Genomic DNA, 20,510 nt, shown 5'->3' on the forward strand with positions numbered 1-20,510 from the left:
CCTGCGCCTGGCCTACTCGGGCGTGACCGTGCCGCAGATCGCGGACGGCTTGAAGCGCCTCGCCGAGGCCTACCGCTCGCTGTGACTTCTCTCCCGCATTTAACGTGTTTTAAATCGGCCTCTGACGCCCGTCAAGCCGATTGAAACCACGTTCAATGCGGGAGAGAAGTCACAGCGAGCGGTAGGCCTCGGCGAGGCGCTTCACGCCGTCCTCGATCTGCGGCACGGTCACGCCGGAGTAGGCCAGGCGCAGGTGGTGCCTGGCATCGTCGAGGAGGAAGTCGCTGCCCTTGACGACAGCGAGGCCGCGGGCGGCGCAGGCGTCGAAGAGCGCGTCGCCGTCGGTGCCCTCGGGGAAGGTCAGCCACAGGAAGTAGCCACCCTCGGGGTCCACGAACTGCACCTCGGGGAGCTCGGCGCGCAAGCCCTCGGAGAGCACCCGCGCCCGCTCGGACAGGGCGGTCTTCACAGTCTCGATCGAAGCCTCGTACGAGCCGCCGCGTACGAAGGCGTTCACGATGGACTGGCTCACCATGCTCGGCGAGATGTAGGTGCTGGTCGCGAGCGCCGCGACCTTGCCGATCAGCTCGGTCGAGCCCACGAGGTAGCCCACCCGGATGCCCGGGCAGACCGTCTTGGAGAACGAGCTCGCGTAGACGACCTCGCCTTCGGACTGCTCGAACATCGTGGGCAGCCGCTCACCGCTGAAGCGCAGCTCCACGTACGGGTCATCCTCGAAGATCGTGAAGCCCCGCTCGCGCGCGAGCGCGACCAGCTGGGTGCGCTTGTCGGCGCTCAGCGTGTAACCGGCCGGGTTGTGGAAGTTCGGGATCAGGTGAGCAAGCGATGGCGTGACGCCCGAGTCCAGAACCGCACGAACGCCGTCGACCGAGACACCATCGGGCTCGACCTCGACGGCGTGCAGGTCCGCCCCGAGCGCACGCAGCGAGCCGAGCGTGCGGTCGTAGGAGGGACGCTCCACGATCACGGCGTCACCGGACGAGACCAGGGTCTCGAACAGGAACGCGTCGGCCTGCATCGACCCGTTGGTCACCAGCACCTGGTTCTCGGCGACGCCGTGCCGCTCGGCGATCCAGGACCGCAGCGGCAGGTAGCCCACCGACGTGCCGTAGGCGAACGAGCCCGCCGGATCGTCCGTGAAGGCGCGGGCGGCGGCGGACTTGAGGCCCTCGACGTCGATGATGTCCAGCGACGGGGCGCCTCGGGCGAACGAGATCGGTGCGGGTTCAGCGGCCATGAGGCCAGCCTAGGGAACGCCGCCGCTGCGCGTGGTGTGGCGTCCACCACGCGGTCGTGGCGGCGCGGGCTCAGGCGTCTCTGCGCTCTTGCGCCTCGCTCTCGCGACGCCGTCGCGCGTTGCGCCGAAGCCGGGCCACCACGAACCAGATGGCGAGGAGCGCGATCACCACGAGCACCGCGTTCGAGATGATCCCCGACCACTGCTCGAGCGTCGGCTTGATGATCGGCCCGAACGCGAACCCCAGGCCGATCCAGATGGTGTTCCACACCAGCGACCCCACGAACGTGTAGAGGCTGAACCGTACGAGCGGCATCCGCTCGATCCCAGCCGGGATCGAGATGAACGACCGCACGAGCGGGACACATCGACCGCCGAGCACCGCGAGGGCGCCGTAGCGGGTGAAGAACCGCTCGGCCTTGTCGAAGTCCTCGCCGTCCATGAGTGGGAACCGCTCGACGATCCGTCGGGTGCGGTCCCGCCCGAGCGCGGCCCCGATCGCGTACCAGCCCCACGCACCCACCAGCCCGCCGAGGGTCGCCGCGATCACCGCGCCGATGAAGCTCATCCGGCCGTCGTAGGCGAGGAAGCCGGCGCCGGGCAGCACCGCCTCCGAGGGCATCGGCGGGAAGAAGGTCTCCACGAGCAGCGCGATCCCCACGCCCACCTCGCCGAGCGTCTCCATGAGCGAGAGCACCCATCCGATGAAGCCCTCATACCCGGCGTCGGGGTGGATCGAGCCGTCCATGGCGGGCGTGAGCGAGATCGCGGACATGCGCATGGGGCCACACGGTACGTGGCGGCGGCGCCGCTGCTCCACGCGGCTGGCTACCCACGCGACCGGGGGATACCTCCCGGAGGGCTAGCGTGCTAGCATTACGGCATGGCAGCCAAGGCGCAGTTCAACGTCTATCTCCCGCCCGAGCTGGTCCGCGGTGTCAAGCACCGCGCGATCGACGAGGGGGTCAGCCTGTCGGCGCTCGTCGAGAAGGTGCTGACCGCCTACCTCGAGACCGAACCCCAGGAGGAGCTCCGATGAGGACCGTCATCCGCCCGATCCGATACACGTCCCACGTCCCCGCGATGCGCGACTGGGCGCTCGCACTGGGGCTGGCACCACTGCTGGAGACCGAGGGCTGGCACGTGCTCGGGGCCGGGAGCGGTCGGCTCGCGCTGCACCATGTGCCCGAGGGGGACCCGCTCGCGGGCGCCACCACGCTCGCCGTCGAGACCGACGATCTCGACGCGCTCGAGCAGCGCTGGCGCGAGGTGGGCATGGCCACGCGCCGAGTCGAGCAGCACGGGTTCCCGCTGTTGTTCGCCACCACCCCGTTCGGCGGCGAGATCGCCGCGGGTGAGCTCTCGCCGTCGACGGCGCAGGGCGAGTTTGATGCTGACCTCGCCGTGATGGCGATGCTGGTCACCCGCGACGTGCCCGGGGCGGCCGCCTGGTTCACCGCCTGGGGGTGGCGTCAGCGGATCAGCAGCCAGGGTGGTGGCTGGATCGATCTCGAGCTGCCCGACGGCGGTGGCTTGGTCGGGATTCACCGTGCCGACAACCTCGAGTCGGACCCACCCGAGGGTGGCGCGGCAGGCGAGGTGGCGGTCGGGCTCACGTTCGAGCACCTCGACGTCGACGCCCTGCTGGAGCGGGTACAGGCGGCCGGACTGGAGGACGCGCACGTCGTGGACGAGGCCTACAACCGCACGCTTCTCGTCGACTGCCCTGACGGCGAGACGATCTGGGTCAACGGAGCGATGGCCGACCTGTACGGGTACCGGCGCGGCTGACCGACCCATGACCGTGTGCGTTCCGGACCGAGATCGGTGCGGAACGCACACGATGGTGGTGGGGTGTGCCGATCTGGCAGACTGACCTCATGCACGCGAAGCGATTTAGCCGGCCCGCTCCGGGCCGCAGCGTGCGCTGATCACAGACACTGCCGTCGCGCGTGTCGGCCCGAGCGGGCACTCGTCATGACTCCGCTCGATCCCAGGAAGGTCCGCATGTCCGACACCAGCTCGGTTCCCTCGCCCCTCGACGCCGACGGCGTCGCTCACGTTCTCTCCGAGGCGCTCGCCGCCGTCGGTGGTGCCGCCGATCTCGACGCACTCAAGCAGGTGCGCATCGCCCACACGGGTGAGCGCAGCCCGCTCGCGCTCGCCAACCGTGCCATCGGCGGGCTGGCCCCGGCCGACAAGGCTGCGGCCGGCAAGCTGATGGGCCAGGCGCGAGGGCGCCTCAACGCCGCGATCGCCGCTCGCCAGGCCGAGCTCGAGGAGCAGCGCGATGCCGCCGTGCTGCGCACCGAGGCGGTCGACCTCACCGTCCCCGTGCAGCGCACGCGGCCCGGCGCGCGACACCCGCTCGATGCGCTCATGGACCAGGTCGCCGACTTCTTCACCTCGATGGGGTGGGAGATCGCCGAGGGGCCCGAGGTCGAGCACGAGTGGTTCAACTTCGACGCGCTCAACTTCAAGCCCGACCACCCGGCCCGGCAGATGCAGGACACGTTCTACGTGCAGAGCTCCGAGTCTGACGATGATGCCCACAGTGCCCATGTGGTCCTGCGCACCCACACATCCCCGGTGCAGGCGCGCACGCTGCTGGAGCGCGGCGTCCCGGTGTACATCGCCTGCCCCGGCAAGGTGTTCCGCACCGACGAGCTCGACGCCACCCACACCCCGGTGTTCCACCAGGTCGAGGGGCTCGCGGTCGACAAGGGTCTGACGATGGCGCATCTGACCGGCACGCTGGACCACTTCGCCCGCGCGAGGTTCGGACCCGAGGCCAAGACCCGGCTGCGCCCGAGCTACTTCCCCTTCACCGAGCCGAGCGCCGAGATGGACCTGTGGTTCCCGCAGAAGAAGGGTGGCCCCGGCTGGATCGAGTGGGGTGGCTGCGGCATGGTCAACCCCAACGTGCTGCGCGCTTGCGGCATCGACCCGGAGGTCTACTCCGGCTTCGCGTTCGGCATGGGCATCGAGCGCACGCTGATGCTGCAGCACGGCATCGAGGACATGCACGACATGGTCGAGGCCGATGCCCGGTTCTCGCTCGGCCTGGCAGGAGGGCAGCTCTGATGCCGTACGTCCCGATCGAATGGTTGCGTGACCACGTCGAGGTCCCCGAGGGAACGACGGCGGAGGGCTTGGCGTCCGATCTTGTCCGGGTGGGCCTGGAGGAGGAGGGCATCGATCGCTCCTCGGTCGTGACCGGCCCGCTCGTGGTGGGCCGGGTGCTCGACGTCAGCCCCGAGGAGCAGAAGAACGGCAAGACGATCAACTGGTGTCGCGTCGACGTCGGGTCCGAGCACAACGTCGAGGATGTGGATGGCCTCGGCGCGGGCCGAGGCATCGTGTGCGGCGCCCACAACTTCGCCGTGGGCGACTCGGTGGTCGTCGCGCTGCCCGGTGCCGTGCTGCCGGAGGACTTCGCGATTGCCTCGCGCAAGACCTACGGCCACATCAGCGACGGCATGATCTGCAGCCAGCGCGAGCTGGGGCTGGGCGACGACCACGACGGCATCATCGTGCTCGAGGACCCGCCTGCCCCGGGCGCCGACGCGATCGCGCTGCTCGGCCTGGGCGAGGAGATCCTTGAGATCAACGTCACCCCGGACCGCGGCTACTGCTTCTCGATGCGCGGCGTGGCCCGCGAGTACGGGCACTCCACGGGTGCGGCGTTCACCGACCGCGCCCTGGAACTGGCAGCCAGGGTGCCGGCACCGACCGAGGCGGGCTTCGCCGTCGAGATTGCCGACGACGCCCCCATCCATGGCAACCCGGGTGCCGACAGGTTCGTTGCCAGGGTCGTGCGTGGCGTCAACGCCACAGCGCCCTCACCCGCGTGGATGAGCAAGCGGCTACGGCAGGCTGGGATGCGGCCGATCTCGCTCGCGGTCGACGTCACGAACTACGTGATGCTCGATCTGGGGCAGCCGTTGCACGCCTACGACCTCGGCACCCTGCATGCGCCGATCGTGGTGCGGCGCGCCCGCCCGGGGGAGCGGATCACCACGCTCGACGACATCGATCGCGCCCTCGACCCTGAGGACCTGCTGATCACGGATTCTCCAGAGGGCGTCTCGCCCGAGGGCCACGGCTCCCGTGCGATCGGGATCGCGGGTGTCATGGGTGGTGCCGAGACCGAGGTCGGTGACGCCACGACCGACGTCCTTATCGAGGCTGCTCACTTCGAGGAGATCTCGATCGCTCGCACGGCTCGGCGCCACAAGCTGTCGAGCGAGGCGTCCAAGCGGTTCGAGCGCGGTGTCGACAACCGACTGCAAGCCGCCGCCGCGCAGCGCGTGGTCGAGCTGTTGGTCGAGCTCGGCGGCGGTGTGGCCGACGACGCCGCGGTCACCGACGTGGATCGCACCGTGGCACCGTCGGCGATCGGTTTCGACCCGCAGCAGGCCACTCGGCTCGTGGGCGTCCGCTACAGCAACGAGGAGGTCATCGAGACTCTGCAGAGCCTCGGTGCCCGCGTCGAGGAGTTGGCGGAGGAGAGCGCGGAGAGTAGCGGCAGGCACGCCGCCAGCACCGCACGGGTGCTGGTGACGCCGCCGAGCTGGCGGCCCGACCTCACCGAGCCCGCAGACCTGGTCGAGGAGGTCGTGCGCCTGCGCGGCTACGACGCGGTGCCCTCGGTGCTGCCGTCGGCACCGGCCGGGCGCGGACTGACGGTGCGGCAGCATCGTCGCCGCAGGGTGGCGAACCTGCTGGCCGACGCCGGGCTGGTGCAGGTTCTCACCTACCCGTTCATCGGCGAGGGACGTCACGATCAGCTCGGGCTGTCCGAGGACGATCCGCGTCGGCTGGCCGTGCGGCTGCAGAACCCGCTGGCGCAGGACGCCCCATTCTTGCGGACCTCGCTGCTGCACACGCTGCTGGACGCTGCGGTGCGCAACGTGGGCCGCGGGGTCACCGATGTCGCGCTCTACGAGATCGGGCTCGTGACGCGGCCCGGCGGCGTCCTCGCGGCGTCCCCCTTGCCACCGCCTGCGGTCCTGCCCGACCCGTCGACGCTCGACGCGGTCCGGGCAGCCGTGCCGCCGCAGCCGCTGCGGGTAGCTGCGGTGCTCGTGGGCGCGGCACAGCCGGCAGGCCCAGGGACGCAGGCGCGCCCCTACGACGCTGCCGATGCCGTGGCTCTCGTGCGCGAGATCGCCCGCGCCGTGGGTGCCGAGATCCGCGTCAGCAACGATCCCGACCACGCCCCCTGGCACCCCGGCCGCTGCGCGCGCATCAGTACCGCCGATGGCGTGACGGTCGGCCATGCGGGCGAGCTCGCACCCCGGGTCGTCACCGACCTCGGGCTGCCGCCACGCGCGGTCGCTCTCGAGGTCGACCTCGACGTGCTGCTCGATGCCGCCCCCGAGGAGCCACGCCAGGTCTCGGGGTTGTCGACGTTCCCGCCCGCGAAGGAGGACATCGCGCTCGTGGTGTCCGCCGATGCACCGGCAGGAGACGTGCTCGCCGTGGTCACCGAGGCCGTCGGAGACCTGGCCGAGGAGGTGCGCCTGTTCGACGTCTACACCGGCGACAACCTGCCGGAGGGCACCAAGTCGCTCGCCTTCGCGCTACGCCTCCGAGGCGACCGCACGCTCACCGGCGAGGACACTGGCGCGGTGCGCGACGCGGTCGTGAAGGCAGCCGGGGAACGCTTCGGCGCCACCCTGCGCGGGTAGCCCACCCCCCACCGCCGAACGCGCGGCTGCTGCTGCTCTCACCCATCAGAACGGCACCCACCGCGCGTTCGGACGTCGGGTCATCCGCAGTTGGCGAGTGGGGAATGCCCCACCCTGCGTTGACCGGCTGGCGCCCTGGGGCTCGGAGCGCTCGGCCGGAACGCTTGAGACATGGTCACGATCGCTCCGCAGCGCCCGGTCTCGGGCATCCGCACCGCACCCGTCGAGCCCGCGCCGGGGCCGCCCTCGCGCGACCGGGTGCTCGACCTCGTGCGCGTCGCCGCGATGGTGCTGGTGGTGGCCCAGCACTGGCTGATGCCGATCCTCGCGGTCGACGGCGGTGCGATCGTTCTCGAGCGCGCGAACGTGCTCGAGAACGTGTGGCCCGCAACGTGGGTCACGCAGGTGATGCCGCTGGTGTTCTTCACCTCCGGTGCTGCAGCGGTGCTGAGTCTCCGCGGGCGTGCGGCACCCGGCAGCACCTGGGTGGCACGGCGACTGATCCGGCTGCTCGGTGGCGTGGTCGTGCTCGCGGTGGTGTGGCTCCCGCTGCCGCATGCGTTGCTCGCGACGGGACTCGACCCGGCTGTGGTGAGTGTGGGCTCTCGACTGATCGGGGCACTGCTGTGGTTCCTCGTTGTGCTCGTGGTCCTGACCATGCTGACCCCGGTGCTGCTGCGGATGGCCGACCGGTGGCGGGGCGTCGAGCTCGGTGCCCTGGCGCTGGCCGCGGTCGGGGTGGACGTGGTCCGGTTCGGCGCCGGCTGGCAGTACGCGGGCTATCTCAACGCGGTGCTCGTGTGGGCAGCCGTCTATCTGGTCGGGGTCCACTACGCGCGTGGGCGGTTGGCGTGGCTGAGCGGCGCACGCGCCGTCGGCGTCGCTGCTCTGGCTCTGGCCGTCCTCGCTGCTGCGGTCGCGTTCGGCCCCTACCCGCCGGCGATGATCGGCCTGCCCGGGACCAGCGTCTCGAACATGAATCCACCTTCCGCGGCCTTGCTGGCGCTGGCTGCTGCGCAGATCGGCCTGCTGCTTGCGCTGCGTCCGGCGCTGGAACGACTCGTCGCGCGGCCGCGGGTGGCGGCACTGATCGACCGCTGCGCGCCGCACACGATGACGGTCTACCTCTGGCACACACCGGCGATCGTGCTGGTCGCGGCCGTGGTCGTGGCGCTCGGCGTCGACGCCCCTGAGGTGGGCTCGGCGACGTGGGGGTGGCAGCTGCCGCTGTGGTGCATCGCCGCCGGGGCGGTGCTGGCGATGTGCGTGGCCGGGGTCGGTCAGGCGGGCCTGCGGCCGGGGCATGGCCGTGTCGGCACCGGGAGGGTGGTCGGTGCCGGCGCGCTCGCGCTCGGCGGTCTGGCAGCGCTCATGGTCGGTGGGTTCGACCCCGCGCGATGGAGTGAGCTGGTGGGTCCATGGGTGGGAGCCGGAGCGATCGCCTGCGGGGCTGCCCTGCTGGGCGCACGCCTGCACGCGGACGTGCCCGCGCTCCGCAGCCGGGTGCCCGAGCCCCGGCTGGCTGGTGCAAGCATGCGTGCACCGGGCAAGGTGGTCGCGTGAGCGACGACGAGGCGGTGCGTGTACGGCGCGGTGTCTACGCGCGCTCCGCCCGGGAGACCGGGTTCCTGATCGCGCAGCTGCCCGTGGCGATCGCAGGGTTCGTGCTGTTCGTGCTCGTGCCTGCCCTGGGTGTCCCGTTGCTGGTGCTGGTGATCGGTCTGGCCGTGATCGCGGGGCTGTTGGGCGCTCTCAACGGCCTCGGCGAGTTCACCCGCGGGCGGCTGCGACGTCTCGGTTATCACCTCGAGCAGGGCAGCCGCCCCACCCCGGCGGTCAAGTCGACCTGGGTGCGCCGCTCGTTCCGGCGGCTGCAGCACGGCCAGAGCTGGATGGACTGGTTGCGTGCATTGCTCGACTTCCCGCTCGCGATCGCCACGTTCGCGATCGCTGTCAGCTGGTGGGTGGCCTCGGCCGGGTCCGTGCTCTTCTGGATCTGGGGCAGGTTCCTGCCCGACGACAGCGAGGGCTTGGCCTGGTTGATCGGGCTCGACGGTCTGGTGCCGGATTGGGCGATTCACCTCGTGGTCGGGGTGCTCGGGCTCCTGGCGGCGCCCTGGGTGGTGCGTGGCCTGATCGCCGCGCACGTGGGCCTGGAGCGATTTGCGCTGCTTGCCAGCCGCCCGGCCAAGCTACGCAGCAGGATCGACGACCTCACCGCCAGCCGGGCCGCCGTCGTCGACTCCGAGGCCCATGCGCTTCGGCGCATCGAGCGGGATCTGCACGACGGGCCTCAGCAGCGGCTGGTCCGTACCACGATGGATGTTCAGACCGCGCTGCGCCGGATCGACGCAGGAGATGCGGAGGCGGCTCGCGAGCACCTGCAGTCGGCACTCGAGCAGGTCGAGTCGGGACTGGGGGAGCTGCGGACGCTCTCACGAGGGATCGCGCCGCCTGTGCTGGCCGACCGTGGCCTTGCCGCCGCGATCGGATCGTTGGCCGGGCAGAGCCCGATCCGTGTGCAGGCCGACGTCGCGATCCCTGCCGATCGGCGGCTGGCCCTGGCGCGCGAGACAGCCGCCTACTTCGTGGTCTCCGAGGCGCTTGCCAACGCCGGCAAGCACAGCGGCGCCTCCCTCGTGCAGGTGCACGTCGACGAGACGGCCTCGGGTGCGCTCCGCGTCCGCGTGAGCGATGACGGCCGAGGTGGTGCGCACCTGGGCAAGGGCCACGGGCTCGTCGGGCTCGTCGACCGGCTGCAGGGCGTGGACGGCACCCTGGAGGTCATCAGCCCGGAGGGCGGGGGCACCACGCTGCACGCCGTGATACCGGCGTCGACGCCGTGACGCCGTACGCTCAGGTCTCGATGCGTGTCGTGCTCGCCGAGGACTCCCTGCTGCTGCGCGAGGGCCTGGTCAGGCTTCTCACCGAGGCAGGATGCGAGGTCGTCGCCGCTGTCGACGACGGTGAGTCCGCGGTCGCGGCCGTGCTCGAGCATCAGCCCGATGTCGCGGTGCTCGACGTGCGGATGCCACCCACTTTCACCGACGAGGGTCTGCGGGCGGCCGTCAGGATCCGTGCCGAGCACCCCGCCACCGCGGTACTGGTGCTCTCGCAGTACGTCGAGCAGTCCTATGCCGCCGACCTGCTCGCCACCGGTGCCGGGGTCGGCTACCTGCTCAAGGACCGGGTGGCGAAGCTGGACGACCTCGCCGACGCATTGCGCCGCCTCATCGACGGCGGAACGGTGCTGGACCCGATGGTCGTCTCGCAGCTGTTCTCGGGTCACCGCGCCCGGCCGTTGCAGCGGCTCACGGACCGAGAGCGCGACGTGCTGGAGCTGATGGCGCAGGGCAGAACCAACGCCGCGATCGGGCGCGCCCTGTTCGTCACGCCGAAGTCGATCGAGAAGCACATCTCGTCGATCCTCGACAAGCTCGACCTCCCGCCGTCGGAGGACGACCACCGCCGGGTCCTCGCCGTCATCGCCTGGCTGAACGACCAGGGCACCTGACGCGCGTCGGTGGTCGCGGGTAGCGTCGACGCCATGGACAGAATCCAGGTGATCGGCAGCGAATCCGCACGACTGGCGGAGGTGGTGGCACAGGCCGATCCGTCGGCACGAGTCCCCACGTGCCCGGACTGGGACGCGAAGGCCCTGCTGTGGCACCTCACCGGTGTGCATCGATTCTGGGCAGACGTGCTCGCCCAGAACCCGCAGACCGACGACGAGGTCGGTGCGCTCGAGCAGGAGGGTGTCGAGCCACCCGGGGCGATCGCTGAGATCCTGCCGCTGCGTGAGCAAGCTACGGCTGACCTCCTCGTCCAGCTCGGCGAGCTGAACGACCACGAGCGCCGCTGGTCCTGGTGGGAGCCGGACCAGACCGTCGGCTTCACGCGTCGGATGCAGACATACGAGGCCACGATGCACCGCATCGACGCCGAGCTCGCTGCCGGTGTGCCGGTCAGCGCGATCGCCGATGACGTCGCTGTCGGTGCGGTCGACCACTGTGTCGACGTGATGTGGGGCTGGATGCCGAACTGGGCGCAGTACGAGGAGCTCGCGGTCGTCGAGCTGGTCGCCTCCGATGCCTCGAATCGGTGGTTGGTCGAGATCGGGCACTGGTTCGGTACCGGCCCGGAGTCCGGCAACACCTTCGACATGGCGCGGGCGACCCGCGCACCCGAGAGTGCCGCGGCCACAGCGACCGTGTCCGGCACCGCCGAGCAGCTCAGCCGGTGGGCGTGGGGGCGCCGGCCGGAGGAGGATGCCGTGACCGTGGAAGGCACCACCGAGGCACGGGCCGCCATCGCTCGGCTCATCGAGCAAGGCATCCAGTAGCTCGGCGGGACCAGAGGCTGCTCGCTCCTAGGACCAGGGTCCCGGGTTCGCGCCGATGACCGCGCCGATGCTGTCCTCATGCGAGTTCTGGTCACCACAGCGTCCAAGCACGGCAGCACACGTCAGATCGGCGAGGTGATCGCTGATCAGTTGCAGCAGCACGGGCACCAGCTGCTCTGCCGCGACGTCGAGGAGGTCGGTGACGCCGACATCGTGCAGGCCGGCGCGATCGTGCTCGGCACGGCGGTCTACGGTGCCCGACTGCTCTCCGCCGGCTCAGCCTTCGCGAGCCGGCTGGCGCACGAGTTCGGCGGGCTGGTGTGGCTGTTCGGCGTTGGACTCAAGAACGTGACCGTGGACCCGCTGCGCGTGACGACCACTCAACCGGCGGAGATGGGTTACCGAGCGGGGCGCTACCCGGTCTTCGGAGGCGTGGTCGAGACCGCCACGCTGAGTGCAGCCGAACGAGCGCTCATCGGCGCTGTCGGTGCACACGGCAAGGACCTGCGTGACCTTGAGCTCGTCCAGGCGTGGGCAGCGCTTGTCGCGGTCCAGGTGAGTGCCGCCGAGCGTGCTCAGGGAAGCAGGAGCACCTTGCCGGTGGTCTGACGGCCCTGGAGGGCACGGTGCGCCGCCGCCGCCTCGGCCAGCGGGAAGGTCGCCCCGACGCGCAGGTCGACCACACCATCGGTCACCCAGGACGAGACCTGCGACCAGCGGGCGGCGCGCTCGCCGGAGTCGGCGACGTAGTGCATCATCGTCGGCCGGGTGAGGAACAGCGAGCCGGCTCGGTTGAGCCGCTGCGGGTCGAACGGCGGTACCGGACCGCTCGCGCCGCCGAACAGCACCAGGGTGCCGCGTGGGCGCAACGAACCAAGGCTGCCGTCGAAGGTGGCCCTCCCCACGCCGTCGTAGACCACATGCACGCCTGCGCCGCCCGTGAGCTCACGCACCGCGGCGGGAAGCTCGGTGGTGATGTCCCCGAAGGTGTCATAGCGGATCACGTCGGAGGCACCGGCGGCCCGGGAGAGCGACTCCTTCTCGGCGGTGGACACCGTGGTGATGACGCGCGCGCCGAGGTGCGCCGCCACCTGGGTCAGCAGCAGTCCGACACCGCCGGCGCCAGCGGTCAGCAGCACGTCCTGGCCCCGCTCGATGTGGAACGCGCCGTCGACCAGCATGCTCACGGTCAGCCCCTGCAGCGGCAACGCCGCAGCGGTGCGGACATCCAGCCCCTCAGGAATGGTCAGTGCCTGGGTGGCATCGAGCAGCGCGAGATCGGCGTACGAGCCGGTCACCGACGAGGTCCACGCGACCTCGTCCCCGACCTGCAGCGCGGTCACGCCCTCGCCGAGCTGCATCACCTCGCCTGCGCCCTCACCACCGGGGCGGAACGGGTGCTGCACCGGGTAGACGCCGCTGCGCTGATAGGTCTCGATGAAGTTCAGTCCGATCGCCGCCGGGCGGACCAGCACCTGACCGGGACCCGGCTCCGGATCGGGCACCTCCACGAGCTCCAGGACCTCCGGCCCTCCGGCGGCTGCCACCTCGATCGCGCGCATGCCGCCAAACGTATCCGGCTCCGCTACGGTCGGCACGTGCCCGCTGTGACATCCCAGGACCTGGTCGTCGCCGTCGACGTCGGCACCACAGCCACCAAGGTGGTCGCCTTCGCGACCGACGGCGCCGTGCTGGCCGAGGCCGAGCGCGGCTACGCGCTGCATGCCCCTCAGCCCGGCCATGCCGAGCAGGACCCGCAGGAGATCCTCGCGGCGGTCCTCAGTGCGCTCGGTGAGGTCGTCGCGCGGGTCGGTGCCGGTCGCGTGGCCGGGCTGGCGTTCAGCTCGGCCATGCACACGCTGATGGCGCTCGACGGCGCAGGTCGCCCGCTCACGGCCGTCACCTCGTGGGCCGATACCCGATCCCAGACGCAGGCCGAGCGGCTCCGCGCCGACCCGGCGGGTCTTGGTCTGCACCGCCGGACCGGCACACCGGTGCACCCGATGTCGCCGCTGCCACGCCTGGCCTGGTTCGCGGAGAACGAGCCCGAGCTGTGCCGGCGTGCTGCTCGCTGGTGCGGCATCAAGGAGTACCTGCTGCTGCAGCTGTGCGATGCGTGGGTGATGGATCACTCGATCGGCTCCTGCAGCGGGTTGATGAACCTTGAGGCCCTCGACTGGGATGCCGAGGCGCTGCGGGTCGCCGCGGTCGATGCGGGGCAGCTGCCGGTGCTTGTGCCCACCACGCACGTGGTGGGGCTGGCGGAGCAGCCGGCCGCCGCGGTCGGGCTCCCGTCAGGGACGCCGGTGGTCGTCGGTGCCGGCGATGGCCCGCTCGCGAATCTCGGCGTCGGGGCGGTCCGGCCCGGCATGGCTGCGTGCTCGCTCGGCACGTCCGGTGCTCTGCGCGTGGTCGTGGACCGCCCGGCCGTCGACCCGCAGGGGCGGGTGTTCTGCTACGCGTTGGCGCCGGGTCTGTGGGTGGTCGGTGGGGCGATCAACAACGGTGGCATCGTCATGCGCTGGGCGCTGGAGTCGCTGGCCCCGGACCTCGGGGAGGGTGCCGAGATCGAGTTGCTCGCGCAGGCCGCACAGGTGCCGGCGGGAAGCGGCGGGCTGCTGATGGTGCCGTCGCTGCTCAGCGAGCGCGCACCTCGGTGGACCTCGCTCGCTCGCGCCAGCTACGTAGGCCTGACCCGCGACCATCGTCGCGAGCACCTGCTACGCGCCGCGCTCGAGGGAGTGGTGCTGCAGCTGGCGCTGGTGCTGGAGTCGATGCGCGCCGCCGGGCTCGATGTGAGCGAGGTGCGGGCGACCGGGGGAGTGATGCGCAGTGAGCTGTGGCAGCAGCTGCTCGCCGACGCCCTCGACCTCCCGATCGATCTTCCTGACGGCCAGCAGGGCTCCAGCTACGGCGCCGCGATCCTCGGCATGCTCGCGCTGGGGCTCGTGGGCGACCTCGACGCGCCCGCCGCCGCGACGCCGATCGCCCGCACGGTCGAGCCGATCCCGGACAACGCCGGCGTCTACGCCCGGCTGCGCCCGGTGTTCGCCGGCCTCGACGACGCCCTCGCTCCGACCTTCACCGCGTTGCGCCGCCTGGACCTCTCGCTGCGTCGGTAGAGTCGCGAGCATGGGGTTCCGACGAGGTGGCTCGGTCGTGGCGTCGTTGTCGCTGCTCGTGATGGCGGTGACCGGCTGCTCGGACGGCTCGCCGGCCTGCGAGCCACAAGGGCTGCTCGACGAGCCGCAGACGGAGCAGGATGTGCTCGCCGCCGACCAGCTCGAGATCGTCAGCAATGTCGACGAGTCGACGACCCGCCTGCTCGCCGACCTCGGCGACGAGGCTGTGTCGTTCTACTTGGGAGCCTCGGACGAGGGCGGCATCTGCCTGCTCATCGTCGCCGAGTCGCCGATGGCCGGATGCAGCGGCGGTGGGGGCGCCGGTCTCCGGGTCAGCGACCAACGGCACACCGTGGGGCTCGTGGCCGAGAACGACGAGGATGCCGTGCCCTCGGGCGCGACGACAGCACCGGTCCCCAACGGGTGCCTCGCCGTGCGCTATCGCTGATCAGCGCACGACGGCGCCCTCGGGGTGTCCGGGGCGGTCAGCGTCCGCTCGGGGGCTCGTCCGGGTAGGCCACCGGCTCCAAGCCCATCTCCTTCGTGAGCTTGGTGCGGCGCTTGATGACCTTGTCGCGCAGCTCGAGCATGTCGGCGAGCACGCGCTTGCGCTCGCGCTTGGCGAGCAGGTCGATGTAGAGGCGACCGTTGGTGTGGTCGGTCTCATGCTGCAGGCAGCGCGCGAAGTAGCCCGTCCCCTCCAGCCGCAGCGGCGTGCCCTCGAGGTCGGAGCCGGTCACCGCCACACGCGAGGGGCGGAACAGCTCCGAGCCCGGCCCGGGCACCGACAGGCAACCTTCCTCGTGCTCGTTCGTGCCGCCGTCGGGGTCGACCTCGATCACCGGGTTGCAGATGTGGCCCACGTGTCGGCTGTCGTTGTCGGAGTCGGGCAGGTCGTACACGAACAGCCGCAGGTCGACGCCCACCTGGTTGGCCGCGAGCCCCACGCCCTCGGCGAGCATCATGGTCGCGAACATGTCGTCCACGAGCGTGCGCAGTTCCTCGCTCCCGAACATCTCCGCAGTGACGTCGGCGTTGCGGCGGTGCAGCACGTCCTCACCGACTTCGGTCACCCGGAGCGCCTTGCCGCGCTCGGTCTCCGGCGGTACCTCGGGGTAGTCGGAGACCTCGATTCCCTGGACGAACGTTCGCATGCGCGACATCTTTCCAGGCCATGCCGGCACTCGACGCCACCCGGGGCGTCCGTGGACCACGGACGCCCCGGGGAGACCGTCGATCGCACGGGGTCAGCCCGCGCCACCGGCTGTCGGCTGGGCGGACTCCTCGGGCGCGATCGCCTGCCGCTGCACCGTGTGCTCGACCGCGATCTTGCGAGGCTTCGCACGCTCGGCGATGGGGATGGTCAGCGACAGCACACCGTTCTCGTAGGAGGCCTGGATGCTGTCGAGGTCGAGATCGGTGCCGAGGCTGAGCTGGCGCGTGTACCGGCCGGCCGGGCGCTCCTGCGCCAGCCACCGTGCTCCCTCGGTCGTTCCGATCGTCCGCTCGGCGCTGATCGTCAGGGTGTTGCCGTCGATGTCGAGGTCGATCGAGCCGGGATCGACGCCGGGCAGGTCCACGTTGACGACGTACCGATCCTCGACCTTGAACAGGTCCATCGGCATCCATCGTGCGGCGCGGGATGTGCCGTCGCCGGTGAGGAGTCGTGCCGTTACTCGGTCGATCTCACGAAAGGGGTCAAAGGTCAGTGCCACAACCACCACCTCCTTCGGTCCAGGACGTCCGCCCTGTGCGGCGTCCGGTCATGGCATCGTGCCCCGGGGGCATCAGGCCCCTGGAGGCAACCTCGATATTAGCACTCTCGACCGGAGAGTGCTAAGAGTCTGGCGGTGACGTGTCAGGTCCCGGAGGCGTGGTGCGACAGCCGCGGATCTCGCCGCGGCAGCACCCTGGGCGAGGCGCTCGCGGGTCCTCGTACTCGACCACCTCTCGATCCACCCCGTGCTCAGGCGGGCTGAGGCTCGCCTGGTCTACGACATCGGAAGAGTCGTGCTTCCTGATTCTGTATAGTTATGCAGGTGACTGTAAGTGTTGCGATCGCCGGCGCGTCCGGCTATGCCGGCGGCGAAGCTCTCCGGCTCCTGTTGGACCACCCCGAGGTTGAGATCGGTGCGCTCACCGCGTTCACCAACGCGGGCGAGCCCGTGGCGTCGGCGCATCCGCACCTTGCCGCGCACCCCGCTCTTGCTGGCCGGACCTTCGCGAAGACCGAGGCGTCGGCGCTCGCCGGGCACGACGTCGTCATCCTCGCGCTGCCCCATGGCGCTTCTGGCGCCATCGCGGCCGACCTGGAGGCGCTGGGCTCCAGCCCGCTCATCCTCGACTGCGGAGCCGACCACAGGTTGGTCGACCCCGCCGCCTGGCGTGAGTACTACGGCTCCGAGCACGCCGGCACCTGGACCTACGGCCTGCCCGAGCTGATCGTCGGAGGCACAGGGGACGAGGCCGACTCCACCCGGACCCGCCAGCGCGAGACGCTCGCCGGCGCCACACGGATCGCCGTGCCCGGCTGCAACGTCACCGCCGTGACGCTCGGCATGCAGCCCGGCGTCGCGGCCGGGCTCGTGGACCCCACGGACCTGGTCGCGGTCCTCGCCGTCGGGTACTCGGGCGCCGGCAAGGCGACCAAGACCCACCTGCTCGCCTCGGAGGCCGCCGGCAACGCGGTCCCGTACGCCGTGGGCGGCAGTCATCGGCACATCCCCGAGATCGCGCAGAACCTCGGTACCGCCGGTGCCTCCGACGTGCGGATCTCCTTCACGCCGGTCCTGGTCCCCATCTCCCGGGGGATTCTCGCGACGACGACGGCGCCGCTCGCCGCCGATGTCTCGGCGCCCTCCGTTCGGGCCGCCTGGGAGGCGTACTACGCCGACGAGCCGTTCGTGCACCTGCTGCCCGAGGGGCAGTGGCCCACCAGCGGTGCCACCACCGGCGCCAACACGGCGCTCGTGCAGGTCGCGGTCGACGAGAAGGCCGGCCGAGTCGTGACCGTGTGCGCCATCGACAACCTCGTCAAAGGCACCGCCGGGGGCGCGATCCAGTCGATGAACCTCGCACTGGGACTGCCCGAGACCGTGGGACTGCCGACGACGGCCGTCGCACCCTGAGAGGACTCCACCCGTGACCGTGACCTCCCCACAGGGCTTCCGGGCTGCCGGCGTGACCGCCGGCCTCAAGGCCTCCGGCAAGCCCGACCTCGCGCTCGTCGTCAACGACGGGCCCGAGCGCACCGCCGCTGCGGTGTTCACCTCCAACCGGGTGGTCGGGCACCCGGTCACCTGGTCGCGCCAGGTCATCGGTGACGGCGTCGCGCACGCGATCGTGCTCAACTCCGGCGGCGCCAACGTGTGTACCGGGCCGGAGGGGTTTCTCGACACCCATCGCACCGCGGAGGCCGTGGCGCAGGCGCTCCAGGTGTCCGCAGCCGACGTGCTCGTGGCCTCGACCGGCCTGATCGGTGAGCGGCTGCCCATCGAGGTGCTGCTGGCCGGCATCGAGCCGCTCACGGCTGCGCTAAGCAGCGAGGGCGGTGCAGCCGCCGCCGAGGCGATCATGACCACCGACACGGTCCCCAAGCAGGCGCACACCTCGCGCGAGGGCTGGTCGGTCGGCGGCATCGCCAAAGGTGCCGGCATGCTCGCTCCGGCACTCGCCACGATGCTCGTGGTCCTCACCACGGACGCCAGCGTGGATGCCGCCACGGCCGACGCCGCGCTCCGTCACGCGACCCGGCTCACCTTCGACCGGATCGACTCCGACGGCGCGATGTCGACCTCCGACACCGTGGTGCTGCTCGCGTCCGGCGCCAGTGGCGTCACCCCCAGCCCGCAGGAGCTCACCGATGCGGTCACGGCCGCCTGTGCCGAGCTCGCGCGGGCGCTGATCGCCGACGCCGAAGGGGCGTCCCATGACATCGCGGTCGAGGTGGTCGGGGCCGACAGCGAGGACGCCGCGGTCGCCGTTGCCCGCGCCGTCACCCGGTCCGCGCTCGTGAAGACCGCGATCTTCGGCAACGACCCGAACTGGGGGCGCATCCTCGCGCAGGTCGGCACGGTCCCGGTCGAGGTCGCGGCGTTCGACGCCGAGTCCATCGATGTGTCGATCAACGGCGTGATGGTGTGTCGGGCAGGGGGAGCCCACGAGCCGCGTGAGAGCGTCGATCTGGCACGTGACCGCGAGGTCCGCATCCTCATCGATCTGCATGCCGGCGACCACACCGCCACCGTGTGGACCAACGACCTGACGCACGACTACGTCCACGAGAACAGCGCCTACTCCACATGAGCGACACCACCTCAGACGACTTCTCCTTCAACACCGAGACCGACCTGTTCCCGCACCAGAAGGCCGAGGTGCTGATTCAGGCGCTGCCGTGGCTTGAGCAGTTCGCGGGCGCGATCATCGTCATCAAGTTCGGCGGCAACGCGATGATCGATGCCGAGCTGGAGCAGGCGTTCGCCGAGGACGTGCGGTTCTTCCGGTACGTCGGGCTCAAGCCCGTGGTGGTGCACGGCGGTGGCCCGCAGATCAGCGCGATGCTCGACCGGCTCGATATCAGCAGCGAGTTCCGCGGCGGTCTGCGGGTCACCACGCCCGAGGCGATGGACGTGGTCCGAATGGTGCTGACCGGCCAGGTGCAGCGCAAGCTCGTCAACCTGCTCAACGCCAACGAGGCGCTCGCGGTCGGGATGTCCGGCGAGGATGCCGGTCTGCTCGGCGCTCGCCGGCGGACGGCGGTGGTCGACGGCGAGGAGGTCGACGTCGGACTCGTCGGCGACGTGGTGCGGGTCAACGCTCACGTGCTGCAGGGCATCCTCGACGCCGGTCGCATCCCCGTGGTCTCGACGATCGCCCCCGACGTCGACAGTCCCGGCGACGTGCTCAACGTCAACGCCGACACCGCTGCCGCGGCGATCGCGGTGGCACTGCGCGCCCAGAAGCTCGTGGTGCTCACCGACGTCGAGGGTCTGTATCTCGACTGGCCCGACACGTCGTCACTGGTGCGGCGGATCGTCGCCGCCGATCTCGAGCGGCTGCTGCCGAGCCTCGAGGCCGGCATGGTCCCGAAGATGGAGGCATGCCTGCGGGCTGTCCGCGGCGGGGTGCCCCGTGCGCACGTCGTCGACGGCCGCAGGGCACACTCGCTGCTGCTGGAGATCTTCACCAGCGACGGGGTCGGCACCATGGTCAGCCCGGAAACACCCGAGGGGCGCGAGTCATGACGGAGATCCTCGCGAGTGCGGCTGCGGGCTCGGAGGTGGCGTTCCAGGAGCGCTACGTCGGCGCCGTGATGAACACCTTCGGCCCGCCCCAGCGTGTGCTGGTGCGTGGCGAGGGCTGCTACGTGTGGGACGCCGACGGCACCCGCTACCTCGACCTGCTCGGTGGCATCGCGGTCAACACGCTCGGACACGCGCACCCCACCCTCACCGGTGCCATCGGGGCGCAGCTCAACACATTGGGCCACATCTCGAACTTCTTCGCCTCACCGACACAGATCGCGCTCGCCGAACGGCTGCTGGAGCTCACGGTGCCGGACAGCCCTGGCCTGCGCCGCGACAGCCGCGTGTTCTTCACGAACTCGGGGACCGAGGCGCTCGAGGCGGGGCTCAAGCTCGCACTCAAGCACGGCGGGCCGCAGCGGCGTCAGGTGCTCGCCCTCGAGGGCGCGTTCCACGGACGCTCGCTCGGCGCCCTCTCGCTGACCGCGAAGGCCGCGTACAAGGAGCCGTTCGGTCAGATGCCGGTCGAGGTGACCCACCTGCCCTTCGGTGACGTCGCGGCCCTGGAGGCGGCGTTCGAGGCCGGCGGGATCGCCGCCCTGTTCCTCGAGCCGGTGCAGGGGGAGGCCGGGGTGCGACCGCTGCCGCCCGGCTACCTCGTGCGCGCCCGCGAGTTGACCCGTCAGCACGACGCGCTGCTGATCCTCGACGAGGTCCAGTCCGGCATGGGGCGCACCGGGACCTGGATGGCCCACCACGACCAGGAGATCGGCGGCGGTGTGGTGCCCGACGCCGTGGCCGTGGCCAAGGGTCTGGGCGGCGGCTTCCCGATCGGCGCGCTGATCGCGATCG

General features: G+C 70.9%; 20 protein-coding genes. 15 read left to right on the top strand and 5 right to left on the bottom strand.

Annotation, left to right across the window (positions count from 1 at the left end):
* Positions 1-169: 169 nt before the first annotated feature.
* Positions 170-1,258: a PLP-dependent aminotransferase family protein gene (locus ACOJSN_RS22000; protein ID WP_420114624.1), complete on the bottom strand. Its 1,089-nt coding sequence runs from the start codon at positions 1,256-1,258 to the stop codon at positions 170-172.
* A 70-nt stretch (positions 1,259-1,328) separates the two neighbouring features.
* Positions 1,329-2,039: a DedA family protein gene (locus ACOJSN_RS22005; protein WP_420114625.1), complete on the bottom strand. Its 711-nt coding sequence runs from the start codon at positions 2,037-2,039 to the stop codon at positions 1,329-1,331.
* A 102-nt stretch (positions 2,040-2,141) separates the two neighbouring features.
* On the opposite strand from ACOJSN_RS22005, the gene ACOJSN_RS22010 reads away from it, so the two are divergent.
* The 9 genes from ACOJSN_RS22010 to ACOJSN_RS22050 all read left to right on the top strand — a co-directional run bounded on the left by ACOJSN_RS22010 (position 2,142) and on the right by ACOJSN_RS22050 (position 11,902).
* The gene (locus tag ACOJSN_RS22010) at positions 2,142-2,297 is read left to right on the top strand and encodes a CopG family transcriptional regulator (protein WP_420114626.1); all 156 of its coding nucleotides are present in this window, start codon (positions 2,142-2,144) and stop codon (positions 2,295-2,297) included.
* Complete coding sequence (locus ACOJSN_RS22015; RefSeq protein ID WP_420114627.1) at positions 2,294-3,049, top strand: hypothetical protein; 756 nt, start codon at positions 2,294-2,296, stop codon at positions 3,047-3,049. The genes ACOJSN_RS22010 and ACOJSN_RS22015 overlap by 4 nt, the downstream gene beginning before the upstream one ends.
* 216 nt (positions 3,050-3,265) lie before the next feature.
* On the top strand, positions 3,266-4,342 hold the full coding sequence (gene pheS / locus ACOJSN_RS22020; RefSeq protein ID WP_420114628.1) for a phenylalanine--tRNA ligase subunit alpha: 1,077 nt from the start codon (positions 3,266-3,268) through the stop codon (positions 4,340-4,342).
* Entirely contained in the window at positions 4,342-6,951 is a 2,610-nt protein-coding gene (gene pheT / locus ACOJSN_RS22025; RefSeq protein WP_420114629.1) for a phenylalanine--tRNA ligase subunit beta, read from the top strand. The genes pheS and pheT overlap by 1 nt, the downstream gene beginning before the upstream one ends.
* 171 nt (positions 6,952-7,122) lie before the next feature.
* Positions 7,123-8,514, top strand: coding sequence for an acyltransferase family protein (locus ACOJSN_RS22030; protein WP_420114630.1), 1,392 nt, complete (start codon positions 7,123-7,125; stop codon positions 8,512-8,514).
* Positions 8,511-9,797, top strand: a complete 1,287-nt coding sequence (locus tag ACOJSN_RS22035; RefSeq protein ID WP_420114631.1) for a sensor histidine kinase — start codon at positions 8,511-8,513, stop codon at positions 9,795-9,797. The genes ACOJSN_RS22030 and ACOJSN_RS22035 overlap by 4 nt, the downstream gene beginning before the upstream one ends.
* Positions 9,798-9,817: 20 nt before the next feature.
* On the top strand, positions 9,818-10,465 hold the full coding sequence (locus tag ACOJSN_RS22040; RefSeq protein WP_420114643.1) for a response regulator transcription factor: 648 nt from the start codon (positions 9,818-9,820) through the stop codon (positions 10,463-10,465).
* Between the two features lie 33 nt (positions 10,466-10,498).
* Positions 10,499-11,293 (top strand): maleylpyruvate isomerase family mycothiol-dependent enzyme, encoded by a 795-nt coding sequence (locus ACOJSN_RS22045; RefSeq protein ID WP_420114632.1) that lies wholly within the window; start codon positions 10,499-10,501, stop codon positions 11,291-11,293.
* A 78-nt stretch (positions 11,294-11,371) separates the two neighbouring features.
* Positions 11,372-11,902, top strand: coding sequence for a flavodoxin domain-containing protein (locus tag ACOJSN_RS22050; RefSeq protein WP_420114633.1), 531 nt, complete (start codon positions 11,372-11,374; stop codon positions 11,900-11,902).
* Here the strand turns inward: ACOJSN_RS22050 and ACOJSN_RS22055 are convergent.
* Positions 11,869-12,855 (bottom strand): quinone oxidoreductase family protein, encoded by a 987-nt coding sequence (locus tag ACOJSN_RS22055; protein ID WP_420114634.1) that lies wholly within the window; start codon positions 12,853-12,855, stop codon positions 11,869-11,871. The two genes, ACOJSN_RS22050 and ACOJSN_RS22055, sit on opposite strands and share 34 nt — an antisense overlap.
* Positions 12,856-12,891: 36 nt before the next feature.
* On the opposite strand from ACOJSN_RS22055, the gene ACOJSN_RS22060 reads away from it, so the two are divergent.
* Together ACOJSN_RS22060 and ACOJSN_RS22065 are read left to right on the top strand one after the other, a co-directional pair.
* Positions 12,892-14,415, top strand: a complete 1,524-nt coding sequence (locus ACOJSN_RS22060) for a gluconokinase (RefSeq protein ID WP_420114635.1) — start codon at positions 12,892-12,894, stop codon at positions 14,413-14,415.
* A gap of 10 nt (positions 14,416-14,425) precedes the next feature.
* Positions 14,426-14,863, top strand: coding sequence for a hypothetical protein (locus ACOJSN_RS22065; protein WP_420114636.1), 438 nt, complete (start codon positions 14,426-14,428; stop codon positions 14,861-14,863).
* Positions 14,864-14,900: 37 nt separating this feature from the next.
* Here the strand turns inward: ACOJSN_RS22065 and def are convergent, their stop codons facing one another.
* Both def and ACOJSN_RS22075 read right to left on the bottom strand, forming a co-directional pair.
* Positions 14,901-15,569: a peptide deformylase gene (gene def, locus ACOJSN_RS22070; protein WP_420114637.1), complete on the bottom strand. Its 669-nt coding sequence runs from the start codon at positions 15,567-15,569 to the stop codon at positions 14,901-14,903.
* 93 nt (positions 15,570-15,662) lie between these two features.
* A complete protein-coding gene (locus ACOJSN_RS22075; RefSeq protein ID WP_420114638.1) occupies positions 15,663-16,130 on the bottom strand; it encodes an Hsp20/alpha crystallin family protein in 468 nt (155 codons plus the stop codon).
* 324 nt (positions 16,131-16,454) lie between these two features.
* On the opposite strand from ACOJSN_RS22075, the gene argC reads away from it, so the two are divergent.
* The 4 genes from argC to ACOJSN_RS22095 all read left to right on the top strand — a co-directional run.
* A complete protein-coding gene (gene argC / locus ACOJSN_RS22080) occupies positions 16,455-17,543 on the top strand; it encodes an N-acetyl-gamma-glutamyl-phosphate reductase (protein ID WP_420114639.1) in 1,089 nt (362 codons plus the stop codon).
* A gap of 13 nt (positions 17,544-17,556) precedes the next feature.
* Positions 17,557-18,720, top strand: a complete 1,164-nt coding sequence (gene argJ, locus ACOJSN_RS22085) for a bifunctional glutamate N-acetyltransferase/amino-acid acetyltransferase ArgJ (RefSeq protein WP_420114640.1) — start codon at positions 17,557-17,559, stop codon at positions 18,718-18,720.
* The gene (gene argB / locus ACOJSN_RS22090) at positions 18,717-19,658 is read left to right on the top strand and encodes an acetylglutamate kinase (RefSeq protein WP_420114641.1); all 942 of its coding nucleotides are present in this window, start codon (positions 18,717-18,719) and stop codon (positions 19,656-19,658) included. The genes argJ and argB overlap by 4 nt, the downstream gene beginning before the upstream one ends.
* Positions 19,655-20,510, top strand: an 856-nt coding sequence (locus ACOJSN_RS22095; protein ID WP_420114642.1) for an aspartate aminotransferase family protein, incomplete at its 3' end; no start/stop codon positions are given. The genes argB and ACOJSN_RS22095, both read left to right, overlap by 4 nt.

This window comes from Pseudactinotalea sp. (assembly GCF_048594945.1).
In the GTDB taxonomy this organism is placed as follows: domain Bacteria; phylum Actinomycetota; class Actinomycetes; order Actinomycetales; family Beutenbergiaceae; genus Pseudactinotalea.

Bases quoted from the DNA above. Each gene is read 5' to 3' on its own strand.
- ACOJSN_RS22000 (WP_420114624.1), bottom strand. From the start codon at position 1,258: ATGGCCGCTGAACCCGCACCGATCTCGTTCGCCCGAGGCGCCCCGTCG.
- ACOJSN_RS22005 (WP_420114625.1), bottom strand. From the start codon at position 2,039: ATGCGCATGTCCGCGATCTCGCTCACGCCCGCCATGGACGGCTCGATC.
- ACOJSN_RS22010 (WP_420114626.1), top strand. From the start codon at position 2,142: ATGGCAGCCAAGGCGCAGTTCAACGTCTATCTCCCGCCCGAGCTGGTC.
- ACOJSN_RS22015 (WP_420114627.1), top strand. From the start codon at position 2,294: ATGAGGACCGTCATCCGCCCGATCCGATACACGTCCCACGTCCCCGCG.
- pheS (WP_420114628.1), top strand. From the start codon at position 3,266: ATGTCCGACACCAGCTCGGTTCCCTCGCCCCTCGACGCCGACGGCGTC.
- pheT (WP_420114629.1), top strand. From the start codon at position 4,342: ATGCCGTACGTCCCGATCGAATGGTTGCGTGACCACGTCGAGGTCCCC.
- ACOJSN_RS22030 (WP_420114630.1), top strand. From the start codon at position 7,123: ATGGTCACGATCGCTCCGCAGCGCCCGGTCTCGGGCATCCGCACCGCA.
- ACOJSN_RS22040 (WP_420114643.1), top strand. From the start codon at position 9,818: ATGCGTGTCGTGCTCGCCGAGGACTCCCTGCTGCTGCGCGAGGGCCTG.
- ACOJSN_RS22045 (WP_420114632.1), top strand. From the start codon at position 10,499: ATGGACAGAATCCAGGTGATCGGCAGCGAATCCGCACGACTGGCGGAG.
- ACOJSN_RS22050 (WP_420114633.1), top strand. From the start codon at position 11,372: ATGCGAGTTCTGGTCACCACAGCGTCCAAGCACGGCAGCACACGTCAG.
- ACOJSN_RS22055 (WP_420114634.1), bottom strand. From the start codon at position 12,855: ATGCGCGCGATCGAGGTGGCAGCCGCCGGAGGGCCGGAGGTCCTGGAG.
- ACOJSN_RS22065 (WP_420114636.1), top strand. From the start codon at position 14,426: ATGGGGTTCCGACGAGGTGGCTCGGTCGTGGCGTCGTTGTCGCTGCTC.
- def (WP_420114637.1), bottom strand. From the start codon at position 15,569: ATGCGAACGTTCGTCCAGGGAATCGAGGTCTCCGACTACCCCGAGGTA.
- argB (WP_420114641.1), top strand. From the start codon at position 18,717: ATGAGCGACACCACCTCAGACGACTTCTCCTTCAACACCGAGACCGAC.